Origin of the sequence: Vibrio sp. Isolate24, assembly GCF_022398215.1 — a bacterium.
Lineage (GTDB): Bacteria > Pseudomonadota > Gammaproteobacteria > Enterobacterales > Vibrionaceae > Vibrio > Vibrio coralliilyticus_A.
The window spans coordinates 1,183,685-1,197,990 of the sequence record NZ_JAKEUU010000001.1 but is presented as its reverse complement, the minus strand read 5'-3'; the positions used below and the strand labels follow the sequence as shown (position 1 = coordinate 1,197,990).

Below are 14,306 nucleotides of genomic sequence, written 5' to 3'. Positions count from 1 at the left end.
TTTCATTCAGTCACGCAAGGAGTTGTACCAAGGTACAAATTATTTAGTTACGAAAAATTATGACCTTAAATGAAATGTCATTAATAGCAATTTGTGATCTTGATTCGTGTAATTAAACCAATATTGGCAGTTCAATCAGTTAATGAGGATGAGTTCACGGTTTTTCTGAATAGTAAATTTACACTGCAAAAAAATAACAGACGCAGTAAAAACATAACTACACCAGGACATCTACATGAAAAAGAACATCATTGCCCTTGCTCTTAGTGGCGCAATTGCGCTAATCGCTGCCCCTTACTCTTTGGCTGCTAATGATACGACGGTTCAAGCGTCAGCAGACTACGCACAGCTTGTCACTAAACGTCAGGTGGTGGATCAATTGTTGGCTGACGCAGTGACGGCGTTTAAATCTCCTGCGCGTATCTCTCATGCCGGTTTTACAGCAAAAATGCCAAGCAATATGGAGATCGTCACTAATCGACTTTTAGAAGCTTACGACCTCGAACCTTACCGCACTGACTTACTGATTTCGGCGGCCAATGCGCAGATCTACAACAAGAATGTCGATCGCGCAATTGAGCTGTTTGAACAAGCTTTGATGGTCGCTCCTGATGATATTGATTTGCACGCGTATCTGGCGGTTTGGCAACGCTTTAAAGGTAATGATGCTGAATCAAGCAAGCATATGGAAAAACTTCATAAGTTGAATGCAGGCAAGGCCACTGATATCACTCGTATCTTTGAAACCGTAGATCGTGTTTTGGCGACGCCGCTAAAAGACAGTGCAGAAAAAGGTAAGCTGAATGACAAAGGCGCGATTGTGACCTTAGGTTATGCTTTAAACCCTGATGGCTCAATGCACCAGATTTTGGTTGAACGTCTTGAGACGACGTTAGCCATGGCGAAGGCCAACCCTGATGCTTTGATTGTGTTAACGGGTGGTGTACCTAAAAACCATAAGACGGAAGGCAAATTGATGGCCGATTGGTTAATTGCCAAGGGGATAAGCCCAGATAGTATCATCGAAGAAAACTACGCGACCAGTACCGTTGGTAATGCTTTGTTTAGTAGTTACGCACTGGCTCGTCATAACATTAAACACGCCACTATTATCAGTTCTGCTAGCCATGTTCGACGCGGGCAGACTTTGTTTGAAGTCGCCAGTTGGCAAACTGGCCCACAAGGCATCACGTTTGACACTGTAGGCTATCCAGACAAGCCGTTGAAGGAACTCACAAAGGCAAGTGATAATGAGCTGCTCGGTATTTATCGAGATGCTCTACGGACCTACGGCATGTGGAGTTACCGCTCTTACCCACTAGAGTCGAGGTAAAGCATCAGTCAAAGAAAAAGGCCACATCAGTGGCCTTTTTCTTAGTCGTTACTTTTTGGTGAACCAAGCAGAAATAATAGTGCTGAATCTCTGAAAAACGCTTACGAAGATCATATTTATCTATTTTTAATTTGATTAAATCAGAGCATTTTATCTCTAAGTTACTTATATTAATTGTTATGTTATAACATAATTGTTTTCCTTTTGGAGTTGGAACCTATTGTTATGCAGAAATTGAATCAAGTGCTTGTCGTGGCAGGTACCCATGGTAATGAATTAACCGGTTTGTACCTTCAGAAGTTGATCAAAGATGGGAACTACTCGGTTGAGCGTTCAACGTTTGAAGTGAAAAGTGTTGTCGCTAACCCAGAAGCGGTGAAAAAGAACGTGCGGCTCATTGATGTTGATCTCAATCGTCAGTTTTCCGCTACTGCACCTGTTAAGGAGTCACAAGAAGCAAACCTAGCAGCTTTCTTCCGTGATCAACATGCGCAAGTCGAAAATCAGCTAATTGTTGATTTACACAACACGACCAGCAATATGGGCGCGACATTGATTTTGTTGTCACACGTTCCTTTTTATCGGCAGATGGGAGCCTATGTGAAGCATCGTATGCCAGAGGCTAACGTATTGTTTGAAGACCGAAAACCATGGGCTGAGCAACCTTATTTATGCTCAGTCGGTCAATACGGTATTATATTGGAAGTAGGAGCTCAGGCACATAGCTCTCTGACATATGAAACATTAGAGCTTATGAAGCAATTGCTCACTGCCATATTAGACTTTGTTGAACTGCATAATTTGGGTAAAGCGACCATGGGTTCAAGTTACGATGCCTATCGATATACAGAGGAAGTTTCATTCCCTCTGGATGGTGATGGGATGCGTCTTGCAACGGTTCATCCGACAGTTTGTGGGAAAGACTTTGAAGTTGTTAAGCCCGGGGAGCCACTGCTCGCTACTTTCTTTGGCTATGACGTGCATTGGCAGGGAGAGAAGGAAGTGTACCCACACTTTATTAATGAAAGTGCCTATTGCACCAGCAATATTGCCATGGCACTAGCAGAGAAAATACGTATTACTCTATGACGATAGAAGCGGAGGGAAATGTGGCAACAATCCCTCCGAGATGATTAAGTGAGCAAGCAGGCCAGCAATTTCGCTTCTAGATTGTCGTCTAATTGCTGGGAAATGAATTCTACACGGCTTTCAAACCCATCATCCAATACCGCTTCGCTGAGCCCGTCTGAGGTCATATTGTAGCCGAGTACTCCTAAGTCAGTGATAAAGACGGCTTTCATACGCTCGACCTTGAGGTCAAGCAGCATTAGTGTCAGCTTCTTCCGACAGAAAACTTTATCAGGTGAGAAGCGCCACCCAATACTTCGGAACCCTTCCCCTTGATTAACGGCTTTGATTATCCCACTTTCTGGCATAGGTAAATCTGCCGCTAAAACCTTGGGCTTACCGTGATCGTGGTGGTGATGAGCTTTTTCATTGGCCTGTGTTGGGCCTTCAAACTCGTGATAGGGTATGGCTCCGAACTTTGAAAAAATCACTCTTTTTTCTGAGCCCGATAGGGATTGTATATACGACTCAAGCTGTTGTTTCTCGTCGCCTTGATATAAGTCGACCTTGTTACCTACTACAGTGTCAGAAATAGCGATTTGTTGGTTGAATGTATCGTGGTGTGTGTACTGTTTATCCGATAGTTGACGAGCGTCGACGAGAGTTAATGTTTTCTGTAAAGACAACACCTCACGATAGTGTGCTGATGACAGTACTTGTAATACCTCTTTGGGGTGCCCTAACCCTGTTGGTTCGATGAGAAGTCTATCTGGCTTGGCTTCGGTTAGCAGCTGGTTGAGCGCGATTTGCATAGGAAGGCCGGCCGCGCAGCACATACACCCACCTGGGACTTCACGAATGAATACTTGATCGGGTTGTTTGTGCTGACCTTTGAATAGGCTGCCATCAACGCCAATTTCGCCAAATTCATTAACCAGAATTGCCCAGCGCTGATGGTCTGGCTTTTGTTTCATTAGTTGGAGAATTGCGGATGTTTTACCCGCACCTAGAAAGCCAGTAATGATGTTGGTTGGTACCGCTGAAATTGGATGTTTAGAGCTCATTGATTATTCTCCTATATCCCTTAACCAAGGTGTGATTTGCAGAAACCACAGACTCTGAGAAAGCAGAATATTCAGGAGGCACTTTGGAAATGTTCGCTAACTGAAAATCTGCTCCAATATTGGTCATTGGCGGCACATGAAACCCTTCAGGTAAGTCCCGTCCATCAACAACGCAGTTATGGCGAATGACACACCCTTTGCCGATAGCGGCATTAAAAATCACGGAGTTAAAACCGATGAAGACATCATCGCAGATGTCACAGGGGCCATGAATAATTGAGCGATGGGCGATCGAAGAGCGTTCACCAATGGTTACTGAAGCGCCTGATTTTGAATGGATAACAACACCATCTTGAATATTGGTATCACGTTTAATGATAATAGGTTCCATATCGCCTTGGTCATTGACTTCATCAGCTCGAATGACGGCATAGGGCCCAATAAATACATTATCTTCGATAATCACTTTGCCACAGATGATGGCGGTTGGGTCAATGAATGCCGTTTCGGAGACGACAGGCATGTGCCCGCTCGGGTTTCTTCTTAACATGTAAGTATCTCAATGGTTTGATGTTACGTTAACGGTTGAATAGCAGTGCATGCGCGCCTGAAAATTGGCTGATGACGTGTTCGCCATCGAATACTTGTTGGCCGTTAACCCAAGTGCGTTGGACCTTTGAAGAGAAAGTATGGCCCGCAAAAGGACTCCATCCACAGTGATATAAACTATTGCTGTGGGTTACGTTTGTGGGGAAATTGATATCGACCAACACGAGATCAGCGTAGTAACCTTCACGTATAAAACCACGATCTTGAATGGCGTATCTGATGGCCGGGTTGTGCGATACCTTCTCTACCACTTGAGTTAGGCTTAGGCGGCCTTTACTGACGTGATCGAGTAAGCTCAGTAGAGCATGCTGTACCAGTGGCATCCCTGCAGGTGCTTGCTCATAAGGTACTTGCTTTTCTTCTAAAGTATGTGGCGCATGATCTGTGGCGATAATGTCGATGTGGCCTGTATGAAGAGCTCGGATCAATGCATCACGATCGCTAGGATATTTAATCGCAGGATTACATTTGATCAAATTACCTCGCTCCGCGTAATCTTGATGGCTAAACCACAAATGATGGACACACGCTTCTGCAGTAATGAGTTTTCCCTGAATTGGGCCTGGCTCGAACAGTGAGAGCTCTTTCTCAGTGGTGATATGGAGAACATGCAGCTGAGAGCCATGTTTTTTAGCGAGTGACACTGCGTAAGATGAAGAGGCATAGCACGCTTTATCATCTCGAATATTTGGGTGATCCTCGATTGTGATCGGTTTGTTGGTTTGCTTTAAATCAGCAAGGTTTTGGGTAATGATTGGACTGCTCTCACAGTGCGTGACAATTAATACAGGTGATTGTGCAAAGATGCGATCCAGAGCTTGTGGGTGTTCGACCAATAAATCTCCTGTCGAAGCACCCATAAAGACCTTGACACCACAATGCTTCGAAGGGGCAAGACGTTGTATTTCAGCTAAGTTATTCTCTGTCGCACCAAGATAAAATGCATAGTTGGCAGCGGAGTGCTGTGAGGCAATGGCGTATTTTTTCTCAAGTGCTTCAAGCGTGGTTGTAGAAGGGTTCACATTAGGCATCTCCATGTAACTGGTGATCCCGCCGGCTACAGCAGCTCTTGACTCTGAAGCAATAGAGCCTTTGTGAGTTAATCCTGGCTCACGAAAATGTACCTGATCATCAATCATGCCCGGTAATAGGTAGTGACCATTTGCGTCGATAACCTGATCATTAAAGTTTGCTGAAATGTTCACTTCAATCTTATCAATTCTCTGACCAACAATACGTACATCCATTTGCTTCACTATGCCTTCACTGACGATATGGGCATTCTTAATTAGTATTGAGGCCATCACTTTTAGCAATCTCCTTTTCGATTATTGAATGTGGGAGTTATGAGGAGGTTTGACAGCATTCGTCGCACAGGCAATTAATTTCAACCTGAGGTGTGAGAAGCTTAAATCCAACTTGTTCAGCGTCTGATTCAAGGGTTGTGACCATGGAAGGATCTAAAGTCTGCTCTCGCGTTTTGTTACATCGACGACAAATTAAAAACTGTGGGACACCGTGGGCGTGTTCGTGATGAATGTGAGCGCATGCGACGTATTTGCTAGAAACGTTAAGCCGGTGGACTAAGTGCTCTTCTTCTAAAAAATCCAAAATGCGATAAGCAGACATGGCTTGAATGGTTTCACCAAAATGTGCTTTTGCGTAATCCATTAACTCGTAAACAGATAGAGCTTTGTTAGCATGAAGAAGAGTAGCGAGCACTTGCTTCCTTTTTGATGTGAGTCGTTTACCTTTCGCTAGACAGTGTTTTTCTGCCTGCTCAACCATTGATTCGATTGCTTCCATAACCTTCACCCAAACTGCGTATTTGCTGGTGTTCCATTATTGTATATTTAATATGTTATAACATAACATTTTTGGTCGCAATAAGCCTTTCCCCATAATTGTCGAGCAAGAAAATGAACGTCTTCGAGCTTGGAGTGCTGTCTACCTCTTGCCTTTCTCTAAACACGCCAAATTATAAAAAATGTCATTGACCTCAAGTTAGGTCGAGCTTTTATAGTGCGTGAGAATTGAACGTACAATAGAGAGAGCTAGAAATGTCAGATAAAGCAATCACTTTTCATAATCCATCACATCTATTCAATCCTACGCCATATGGTTTTTGTCACACAGTTACGGCTCCATCTGATGGACAACTTGTCTATATCTCAGGTCAAAGTGGGGGGGAAGGCGTTGAGCACCGTTTAAGTGAAGACTTTCGCCAACAAGTACAGAGTGTTTTAACCAACTTGGATATTGCCCTGACTGCCCATGCACTGAGTTTCGGCGATGTTTTAAAAATTACAGTGTTAATCGTTGAGCATAATGAAAGCAAACTGAACATTTGGAGCGATGAGATGCTTAAGCGTTGGCCATGTGATCACTTACCAGCCAGTACGTTAATCCCAGTTCCAAGGCTGGCGCTTGATGGGATGAAAATAGAGGTGGATGCCGTTGCTTTTAAAGCGACGTAATTGATATTGCAATAAAACTTACTTGATTGAGAACGTAAATACACCAGTGAAAATGATGCACTTTAGGTTATCCAAATGATGTTTAAAAACTACTTAACGCTGCTTGCCATTGGGCTCATTTGGGGCTCGCAGTTTATTTTTCAGAAACTCTCTTTAACAGGGTTTGACCCAGTTTGGATAGGTACATTTCGCGCCATCCTTGGAGCACTTACGTTGATCCTGATTTGTAAGCTCATAGGAATAACAAGTACTAGCAAGCAGTGGGGGCTTTTCGCTTTGATTGGCTTGTTAGAAGCGGTGATACCGTTTGTTCTAGTGCCTTGGGCCCAACAAAAATTATCCAGCTCAATCACAGCAATACTCATGGGGACACTGCCGTTTTACGCTTTGCTTCTCGCACCAGTACTGATTAAAGGTGCAAGAATAACAAAGGGCAACACCATCAGCGTTATTGTGGGCTTTGGCGGGCTGCTAGTTTTATTTTACCCTGAGTTAACATCCAGCTCTCAGCAAATTAACTTATTGAGTTCGATGGCGATTGTTGTTGCGGCCGTGTCTTTTGCGATTGCATTACTGTTACTTAACCGAGTGCAGCAAGAACATCCACTCATCATTGCACGTAATGTGCTATGTATGGCGAGTGTTCAGCTCACCGTCATCGCGATGATCACCACGCCATTGAGTCAGTCTAACCCGACAATATCTTCAATGCTCTCGTTAGTCTATCTTGGTGTCATGTGCGCGGGGATAGTTTATTACCTGTACATGAGGAGCATCAAAAACGCGGGGGCTGTTTTTACCTCAATGACTAACTATCTTGTTCCTGCTGTGGGAGTAGTGATTGGTGTTTTTCTAACAGGTGAATCGGTACAAAACAATACTTGGTTGGCGTTAGCGATCATCTTGTCAGCACTGCTTATCAATCAGATTATCGAGAATAAACAAAACAAGAGTGAGTGATCACTTGCTGACCGTGTACCACGGCTAATTGAGCCGTGGTACACGGACAAGCCCCTTTGTTACCATAGTGTGCAGACTGGATGAGCCGAACTTGCTATGACAATTAATGGCTTACCTTACCGCGTAAAGATTTGGTTTGTGACTTTATTCCCTTGGCTTTCAATCGCCTCTCTTTGGATGCTCGGGTCGGTTTGGTAGGACGGCGCTTTTTTTGTACAACGTTAGCGGAGCGAATCAGCTCAGCGAGACGATTCAGCGCATCTTCTTTATTTTGTTCCTGAGTACGGTATTGCTGGGCTTTGATAGTAATAACCCCTTCTTTTGAGATTCGAGAATCCTGTAAAGCCAGTAAACGTTCTTTGTATATTGAAGAGAGTGTTGAATGCTTAATATCAAACTGTAGGTGTATTGCAGAGGAGACTTTGTTCACGTTCTGTCCACCAGCCCCTTGAGCACGGATTGCCGTTAGTTGAATTTCCCATGCCTGAAGTGTCACTGTGTTCGAAATTTTGAGCATGAATGGGGTGGGTTGCGGAGTGATAGGTCAAGTGTAAAGCGAAGAGAGGCTAAATACTATAAATCAAAGTGCTTAAACTTGATATCAATGCAGTAACTGGGTCAGGTATTGGACGATCTAATCAGTGAGCAAGCCTATGTAGAGCTCGCTGGCTAAAAAACGAGATAAGATAATGGGAAGGCTCTGGTTAGTTTGAAAATGGCGAATCGTGGATTTCTTAGATTCGTCACAACTTCTTTCTTTTGTCACAAATAGTCACATTCGTTTCTATCACGGTGAGTTATAGTTCTTCTAACGTTCATTTGCTCACCTATCCTATGTTAACAGCCAACACGTATACGATAACTCTAGTTGAAGATGATGTGGAATTAGCTGATTTAATTAGAGATTTTTTGCAGAACTATGAGTTTGAGGTCAATGTTATCACCGATGGAATCCGCGCTGTAGATGCCATTTTGGAAGGGCAGCCGGATCTGGTCATTCTTGACATTATGCTGCCGGGCCAAAGTGGCATGGATGTCTGCAGAGCCATCAGAGCGGGTTATCAAGGTATGATCTTGATGCAAACAGCGCTGGATGACGATATTGATCAAGTGATGGGGCTTGAACTTGGCGCCGACGATTATGTGGTAAAGCAGGTTAAACCGCGTTTGTTACTGTCACGTATTCGTGCATTGTTACGTCGTCAGCAGCGTCAATCTGCAAGTAAACTCAATGATGAGTTGACGTTTGGGCACTTAATGATCAATTTAAAACATAGAGCAGTAACCATTGATAACCAGTTGATTAAGCTAACCACTTCCGAGTTTGACTTGCTCCATCTATTGGCTAAGAACGCAGGTCAAGTGGTGTCTCGCGATGAGATTGCACAATCGATTCGTGGCTTTGAATATGATGGCTTGGACAGAACGATCGATAGGCGTATTTCTCGTTTAAGGCGGACATTAAAGGATGATCCACAAGAGCCGGAGTTAATCAAAACAGTCCGAGGCATAGGTTACCAGTTGTGTGTATCTACAGAGGATGTGGTATAGTGATTCGAGCATTTTCTATTCTATGGTTGGCGGTCTTTGTTCCAATTGTCTTGCTGATTATCCCCACCTCTATTAATCCCATTCAACGTTTGAATGAGTCATTTTCCGAGCAGTTTTACAAACAAGTTTATGCCGTTAACTTTGATATTTTGAGTGGAAAGCTGCTCGCGCAACCACAAATACAATGGCAGGGTATTATCCAGTCCTATGCCGAGCATTTTGCTTATCCTCTAAAGTTGGAATCGCTTGATAAATACCAAGATGATGCAGAAGTCTTCCATTCTATTAAGAGTGGCGAGATTACCTTTCTGTTTGGGGACCCAATGGCACTGCTTAAACGTGTGGGCCAAAGCAATTACCTTATCTACTTTGCGTTAAATGAATCGACTCAATTGGCAGCATTGAATCAAGCTGCGGGTTCATTGTTCCTTGCTTCTGAACAGCTTCGGGCCTTGCCAAGAGAGGAGTGGCCTCAGGACTTAGCTGAGAAGAATACAATCATTCCGTTTCAGATTAGTTTAAAAAACGACGAGGACTTGTCTGACAATGCTTTGTCAGCCATTGAAGAAAAGCCAGGAGAAATAGTCAGTTATATTAATCAACAAGGACAAATTGAGCTACTGGCCCCTGTTGCTGATGGAGTCTGGCTTCATGTCCATGATGATATGTCTCAAAGCACACAGTTAAAACTCACCTCTGCGATTGGTGGATTATTCTTCGTTATTATTTCTCTGGCCTTGGTTTTGTGGGTGCTTCCTCTTTGGCGAGATCTCAAGCGCTTGGTGCATACTTCGAACGAGTTTGGACAAGGGTTACTCTCCAAACGGGCAAAGGCTTCTCGCTTATCGGTGGTTTCGCAATTAAGCCATTCATTTAATACTATGGCGGACAACATTGAACGATTGATCGCCGGTCAGCGAGAGCTGACCAATGCGATAGCCCATGATTTACGTACCCCATTGTATAGGTTGCGCTTTGCTTTGGAGATGATAGAGGATGAGGCTTTACCTCGGGCACAAAGAGATAAATATCACACGACCATACAGTCGAGCATTGAAGATCTAGATCATTTGATCAATCAAAATTTATTGCTTTCAAGATACAATCGCATTGCAGATATAGCTCAATTTACCCAATGTTGTCTGGCAGATGAATTGGCGAAGGAGGTTGAATTTTTTCGTCTAGAGCATGTTGATCTGGAGGTCAAATTTTATTGTTCACCGCACTTACGCTCGCACTATGCCTTTATCGACAAAGCAGGGTTAATGCGTGCGGTGAAAAACCTTCTTGCGAATGCAAGTCGGTTTGCCAATAGAACAATATCGATATCTTTCGCTTATGAGAATGATGGGTATTCCCTCAATATTGAAGACGATGGTCCTGGTATTGATGAGCAAGATAAAGAAAAAATCTTTGAGCCTTTTATTCAGCTTGATAACCAAGAACGAAGCAGTGAGAAAGGGCATGGACTTGGTTTGGCCATCGTTCGTCAAGTAATGAAGTGGCATCAGGGTCAGGTGAATGTGACCTCATCACCATTGGGAGGGGCTCAGTTTATCCTGACATGGCCAACTATTAAAGGGTCAGCGCAACCAGTAGAAGATCAGGCTATAAATACAACGCCATGAATACTAGCAGCAAGAGTATCACTGTGTTGCAGCTCCGCGCACTCATATAGAGTGGCCATACCTAGTCATATTTTGATGCACATGGCCATTTATTGCGCCTGTGAACTCCATTTATTTCTGCTTGTTGGTGGTGTCACGGTATATTCGACCGGAGTTTAAAACCGGTACATAGCCTGAAACGGTACGGTCTTCCATGATATTGACCGCAGATTCTGAGAGCGCTAATTCATGGTATCTGCCCCAAACATTGCCAAGTAAATGCACTTCTTTCAGTGATTCAATCGGCGCAGCCATTTCCGGTGGCTTCATGAAAGCCTTGCACACCGACTCACTGACTGTGAGTTTATCTCCAACCCTAAGCTGAGTTGGTTCTGCATCATATTTAGGATTAAGCTGTAGCAAGGCTTTGGATGACAGCCCATATTGAGCGGCGATATCGGGCCATAATTCACGCTTACCTGTTTCAGGAACTCGCTGCACAATATGAGTCTGACTTGGCACGGTGTCATCTTGCTTTACTTTACTGGCTGGCTCTCGCTTAATGAGAGGTTTTCCTCGTTCAGCCACAATACTGGGTAAATCCAGAGTCATGGCATGTTGATTCAGCCAAGCATGATCTAGGCTTGCTAATGTTTCTGCGGAGAGTTTTTCTGAACGATATAGAAGGTGCTGGGGTGAGACTTCACGCCTTTCTATTTTATAGGGTAGTAATATGGCCGGGTAATGGTGCTCTGAGACTAATTCATCGGTTAGCAACTCATGAGTTGAGCGAGTGAGTTGCAGTGTCCATCGACCGTTTCCGACCACTTTGTATTCTTTTATAAGACGATTCTCAACAAAATGATAAAAATAGCCTTCTGTCGCCCAAGCTAACCGTGTTTCATTGGGTTGGATGGCTAATTTGACCGGGATAAACTCTGCATTGACATACTCTGAGGTGCATGTCGTTGAGGTAACCTTGTATGAAGTTGAGTGGCCTGCCTGTTGAAAAGCATCATGGTAAAGGGTTTTTTCTTCTTTTTCGAAACAGAGAGCTGTCAACAGTGTATTACCGTCATCAGACGACATTGCTGACCACTGCCTCACCGGCTTGTCCGCTTGGGTTCTACCAAGTGTCCATACGCCCACAGTTAATGCGTTCAGATCCTCTTTCTCACAATGTATTTTTATTCGACATTGATACTCAGGCGTCGGTTCAGGTGTATCGGGCACAGAGTGGTAGAAAGAGGAGGATGTTTTAGGACGTTGAAAAGCGCCTTCTATGGGTTTATAGCCCGCATGAGTCACTCTTGTACGTGGTTTAAAATCCAATGCAGCCATAGGTGATCGTGTTTATTCATATGGTGAAGGGTGCGTATGGTAAACGAAAAAAGCCGCTTTAGCGATGAGTGGTTATGGGTGTATTAGTTAGGTTGGTGAAATTGTGACCATTGCGGACACAAACTGTCCATAACTGGGTGGAGATTGATTTGATTGGTGAATGTTACTTTTGATTGGCTTGATGAACAGTCACTCAAAAAGGAATTCGCATGTACGTCAGAACAAGGCCTTTATTGGTATGTCAATCACTACTTTTCATCATTTTTTCTCCGAGTACGTCTGCGCAAGTGGATCCATCAGTATTAGGTTTTAGCGGGGTCATTAGTGTTAATGCTGGTTATATACGCAGCCAATCCCAGCACAATACCCACGATGATAATGCTGTGACACAAGACTTATCCAACAGTGGGGAAAAAGTAAATCAAGTCTCGCCGATGTTATTAGGTCGCCTGCAGTACAATTTTGGTCAGACGATCATTTTCTTTGGCAATAGCGAAGATCAGGTAACAGAAGCCAACTTCCAAGCAGAGCTTGGTTTGTCACAAAAAGTAGGCAGAAACATGGCGATTACGACCGCTCTGTTTCGTAGCCTGCCTGGGCAAGATGAAGTGTGGCGAGACCCTTATTTAACGGGGGTTTCAAGAAGTGTCACCGACCATACGGTATCTGGCCTCAGGTTTGCGATGGATTTACATGGTCCATTGTCCGCTTCTTTAAAATATGCGTACGCGCAAAGTGAAGTCGAGACAGAAGAGATCGGTTTTTCTCAGTCACTGAGTGATGCGCAACGTTCGCTTCTCATGCGTGACAGTGATTACCATCGATTTGGAGTGGAGAGTGTTCTACCCATCAGTCGTTCGTTTACTCTTGTGCCAGCCATTTACTATAGCCTCAGAGATGCGGAAGGTCGTGCCCACTCTTTCGAGAAAATTGATGGCCAAATTGCTCTGGCGTTTCACCGCTCAAATCATACTTTGACCTCGACGTTCCGTCTTGGCTCCGCAGAGTATGACGCAGATAATCCCGTTTTCAATCGCAAACAAGATCAGCAAAGCTTCGGCTTTTTCTCGGTTTATAGCTATCAACGTTTACTTGACTTACCTAATACCAATCTCAACCTGATGGCGGGATATCAACAAACAGACTCCGAGATCGACTTCTACAGCAGCGAAAACCTTTTTCTATCCACGGGTGTCAGCTTCCAATTTTAATGACGCGAGGAATAAGCATGTCTAATCTAGTTAAGTTTCTATTATTGTGCGCTTTGGTTATCTTGTCCGGGTGTGATAGTGATGCCAGCGATGCAGAAAAATATACCAAACCTACAGTTGATGCAGGCAGTGATAAGGTTTACAACCTACCCCAAAATACGATTTCACTCAGTGGCTCTGCAAAAACCTACCCGAAAAACGTTTACAGCATTAAAGAAACAAAGTGGACACAAACATCAGGGCCAGTGCAGTTAGCTATTTTGAATTCTGATAGTTTAACTGCGACCTTAATCAACCCAACACAAACAGGCACTTACACCTTTGAGCTGTATGTAAAAGATAGCGGGGGAAGGACGAATACAGATAGTGTGAAAGTGGTGTTGACACAAAGTGCTCAAGTCGCAACGGTCCGAAGCAGCCTCGGTTACAGTGATGACTACGAGTTGATGTGGAAAACATTCGCTCAAGACACAAGCCGATATTCAGCGGTTGAAGATCAGTGGCAGCAACTCTATCAACCTTACCTAGTGGAAGCTGACCGTGTTAACTCTGATGAGGAATGGCAGGGGCTGGTGACTCATATGATCAGCGAGTTAGATACAGAACTTTTTGAGTTGCAAATTAATGATGAAACGACCAGTGAGCTGAATTCGACAACCGGCACAGTGTTTTGGGTAAAGCGCAATGGCGTAGGACGGATCGGATTTGAAACGATAGCTGCGTTGTCTAGCCACGAGTTGTTATCTTTGCTTTCTGCTGCTCTGCGTGATTTATCCGACTGTCCGGATATTTACTTGGACTTTAGTGCCAGCGGTGACTTTGATGAGCAACTGTTCCTCACCTTAATTTCCACACTCGCTGCTCATGACGTCAGGATTTGTCCTACTGACGCTGACAGTGAGTGTGTAGAAGTAAACGCTAACCCTGATGCTGTTGATGCTCGATTTGTGGCCGAAGGAGCCAATAGCCATAAATACGCTCAACAAGTGGTCAGTTTCCTTGATTCTCAGGAACAAGGTGACGCGCGGTTTGTCTATCAACCCAGCTTATCTTTGACCTCAAAACTCATTTTGAAATGATGTGAA

General features: G+C 44.0%; 14 protein-coding genes. 8 read left to right on the top strand and 6 right to left on the bottom strand.

What is annotated here, in order from left to right; genetic code table 11:
- The first annotated feature begins 235 nt into the window (after window positions 1-235).
- Together L1D23_RS05215 and L1D23_RS05210 are read left to right on the top strand one after the other, a co-directional pair.
- Window positions 236-1,333: a YdcF family protein gene (locus tag L1D23_RS05215; RefSeq protein WP_239864650.1), complete on the top strand. Its 1,098-nt coding sequence runs from the start codon at window positions 236-238 to the stop codon at window positions 1,331-1,333.
- A gap of 225 nt (window positions 1,334-1,558) precedes the next feature.
- Window positions 1,559-2,422 carry an aspartoacylase gene (locus tag L1D23_RS05210; RefSeq protein WP_239864649.1) on the top strand — a complete coding sequence of 288 codons (864 nt, stop codon included), beginning with the start codon at window positions 1,559-1,561 and terminating at the stop codon, window positions 2,420-2,422.
- Between the two features lie 44 nt (window positions 2,423-2,466).
- On the opposite strand, the gene L1D23_RS05205 is transcribed toward L1D23_RS05210, so the two are convergent.
- From L1D23_RS05205 to L1D23_RS05190, 4 genes are read right to left on the bottom strand one after another with little or no spacing between them, the layout of a single operon-like run.
- Window positions 2,467-3,465: a GTP-binding protein gene (locus tag L1D23_RS05205; protein ID WP_239864647.1), complete on the bottom strand. Its 999-nt coding sequence runs from the start codon at window positions 3,463-3,465 to the stop codon at window positions 2,467-2,469.
- Window positions 3,455-4,015 carry a carbonate dehydratase gene (locus tag L1D23_RS05200; protein ID WP_239864645.1) on the bottom strand — a complete coding sequence of 187 codons (561 nt, stop codon included), beginning with the start codon at window positions 4,013-4,015 and terminating at the stop codon, window positions 3,455-3,457. Before L1D23_RS05200 ends, L1D23_RS05205 begins: the two co-directional genes overlap by 11 nt.
- A 28-nt stretch (window positions 4,016-4,043) precedes the next feature.
- Window positions 4,044-5,378 (bottom strand): dihydroorotase, encoded by a 1,335-nt coding sequence (locus tag L1D23_RS05195; protein ID WP_239864643.1) that lies wholly within the window; start codon window positions 5,376-5,378, stop codon window positions 4,044-4,046.
- 40 nt (window positions 5,379-5,418) lie between these two features.
- Entirely contained in the window at window positions 5,419-5,880 is a 462-nt protein-coding gene (locus L1D23_RS05190) for a transcriptional repressor (protein ID WP_239864641.1), read from the bottom strand.
- Window positions 5,881-6,134: 254 nt separating this feature from the next.
- Between L1D23_RS05190 and L1D23_RS05185 the strand changes: the two genes are divergently transcribed.
- Complete coding sequence (locus L1D23_RS05185; RefSeq protein WP_239864640.1) at window positions 6,135-6,551, top strand: RidA family protein; 417 nt, start codon at window positions 6,135-6,137, stop codon at window positions 6,549-6,551.
- Window positions 6,552-6,629: 78 nt separating this feature from the next.
- Window positions 6,630-7,511 carry an EamA family transporter gene (locus L1D23_RS05180; RefSeq protein WP_239865404.1) on the top strand — a complete coding sequence of 294 codons (882 nt, stop codon included), beginning with the start codon at window positions 6,630-6,632 and terminating at the stop codon, window positions 7,509-7,511.
- A gap of 103 nt (window positions 7,512-7,614) precedes the next feature.
- Here L1D23_RS05180 and arfB read toward each other — a convergent pair whose 3' ends face one another.
- A complete protein-coding gene (gene arfB / locus L1D23_RS05175) occupies window positions 7,615-8,028 on the bottom strand; it encodes an alternative ribosome rescue aminoacyl-tRNA hydrolase ArfB (protein ID WP_239864639.1) in 414 nt (137 codons plus the stop codon).
- A 317-nt stretch (window positions 8,029-8,345) separates the two neighbouring features.
- Between arfB and L1D23_RS05170 the strand changes: the two genes are divergently transcribed.
- Both L1D23_RS05170 and L1D23_RS05165 read left to right on the top strand, forming a co-directional pair.
- The gene (locus L1D23_RS05170) at window positions 8,346-9,062 is read left to right on the top strand and encodes a winged helix-turn-helix domain-containing protein (protein ID WP_239864638.1); all 717 of its coding nucleotides are present in this window, start codon (window positions 8,346-8,348) and stop codon (window positions 9,060-9,062) included.
- Entirely contained in the window at window positions 9,062-10,690 is a 1,629-nt protein-coding gene (locus L1D23_RS05165; protein ID WP_239864637.1) for an ATP-binding protein, read from the top strand. The genes L1D23_RS05170 and L1D23_RS05165 overlap by 1 nt, the downstream gene beginning before the upstream one ends.
- Before the next feature lie 111 nt (window positions 10,691-10,801).
- Here the strand turns inward: L1D23_RS05165 and L1D23_RS05160 are convergent, their stop codons facing one another.
- A complete protein-coding gene (locus L1D23_RS05160) occupies window positions 10,802-12,010 on the bottom strand; it encodes a hypothetical protein (RefSeq protein ID WP_239864636.1) in 1,209 nt (402 codons plus the stop codon).
- Window positions 12,011-12,219: 209 nt separating this feature from the next.
- Between L1D23_RS05160 and L1D23_RS05155 the strand changes: the two genes are divergently transcribed.
- Both L1D23_RS05155 and L1D23_RS05150 read left to right on the top strand, forming a co-directional pair.
- Complete coding sequence (locus L1D23_RS05155) at window positions 12,220-13,221, top strand: DUF2860 family protein (protein ID WP_239864635.1); 1,002 nt, start codon at window positions 12,220-12,222, stop codon at window positions 13,219-13,221.
- Between the two features lie 17 nt (window positions 13,222-13,238).
- A complete protein-coding gene (locus L1D23_RS05150; RefSeq protein WP_239864634.1) occupies window positions 13,239-14,300 on the top strand; it encodes a hypothetical protein in 1,062 nt (353 codons plus the stop codon).
- Window positions 14,301-14,306 lie beyond the last annotated feature (6 nt).

Coding starts and splice junctions, on each gene's coding strand:
- L1D23_RS05200 (WP_239864645.1), bottom strand. CDS start 4,015: ATGTTAAGAAGAAACCCGAGCGGGCACATGCCTGTCGTCTCCGAAACG.
- L1D23_RS05160 (WP_239864636.1), bottom strand. CDS start 12,010: ATGGCTGCATTGGATTTTAAACCACGTACAAGAGTGACTCATGCGGGC.
- L1D23_RS05210 (WP_239864649.1), top strand. CDS start 1,559: ATGCAGAAATTGAATCAAGTGCTTGTCGTGGCAGGTACCCATGGTAAT.
- L1D23_RS05170 (WP_239864638.1), top strand. CDS start 8,346: ATGTTAACAGCCAACACGTATACGATAACTCTAGTTGAAGATGATGTG.
- L1D23_RS05180 (WP_239865404.1), top strand. CDS start 6,630: ATGTTTAAAAACTACTTAACGCTGCTTGCCATTGGGCTCATTTGGGGC.
- L1D23_RS05205 (WP_239864647.1), bottom strand. CDS start 3,465: ATGAGCTCTAAACATCCAATTTCAGCGGTACCAACCAACATCATTACT.
- L1D23_RS05190 (WP_239864641.1), bottom strand. CDS start 5,880: ATGGAAGCAATCGAATCAATGGTTGAGCAGGCAGAAAAACACTGTCTA.
- L1D23_RS05195 (WP_239864643.1), bottom strand. CDS start 5,378: ATGGCCTCAATACTAATTAAGAATGCCCATATCGTCAGTGAAGGCATA.
- L1D23_RS05150 (WP_239864634.1), top strand. CDS start 13,239: ATGTCTAATCTAGTTAAGTTTCTATTATTGTGCGCTTTGGTTATCTTG.
- L1D23_RS05215 (WP_239864650.1), top strand. CDS start 236: ATGAAAAAGAACATCATTGCCCTTGCTCTTAGTGGCGCAATTGCGCTA.
- arfB (WP_239864639.1), bottom strand. CDS start 8,028: ATGCTCAAAATTTCGAACACAGTGACACTTCAGGCATGGGAAATTCAA.
- L1D23_RS05185 (WP_239864640.1), top strand. CDS start 6,135: ATGTCAGATAAAGCAATCACTTTTCATAATCCATCACATCTATTCAAT.
- L1D23_RS05155 (WP_239864635.1), top strand. CDS start 12,220: ATGTACGTCAGAACAAGGCCTTTATTGGTATGTCAATCACTACTTTTC.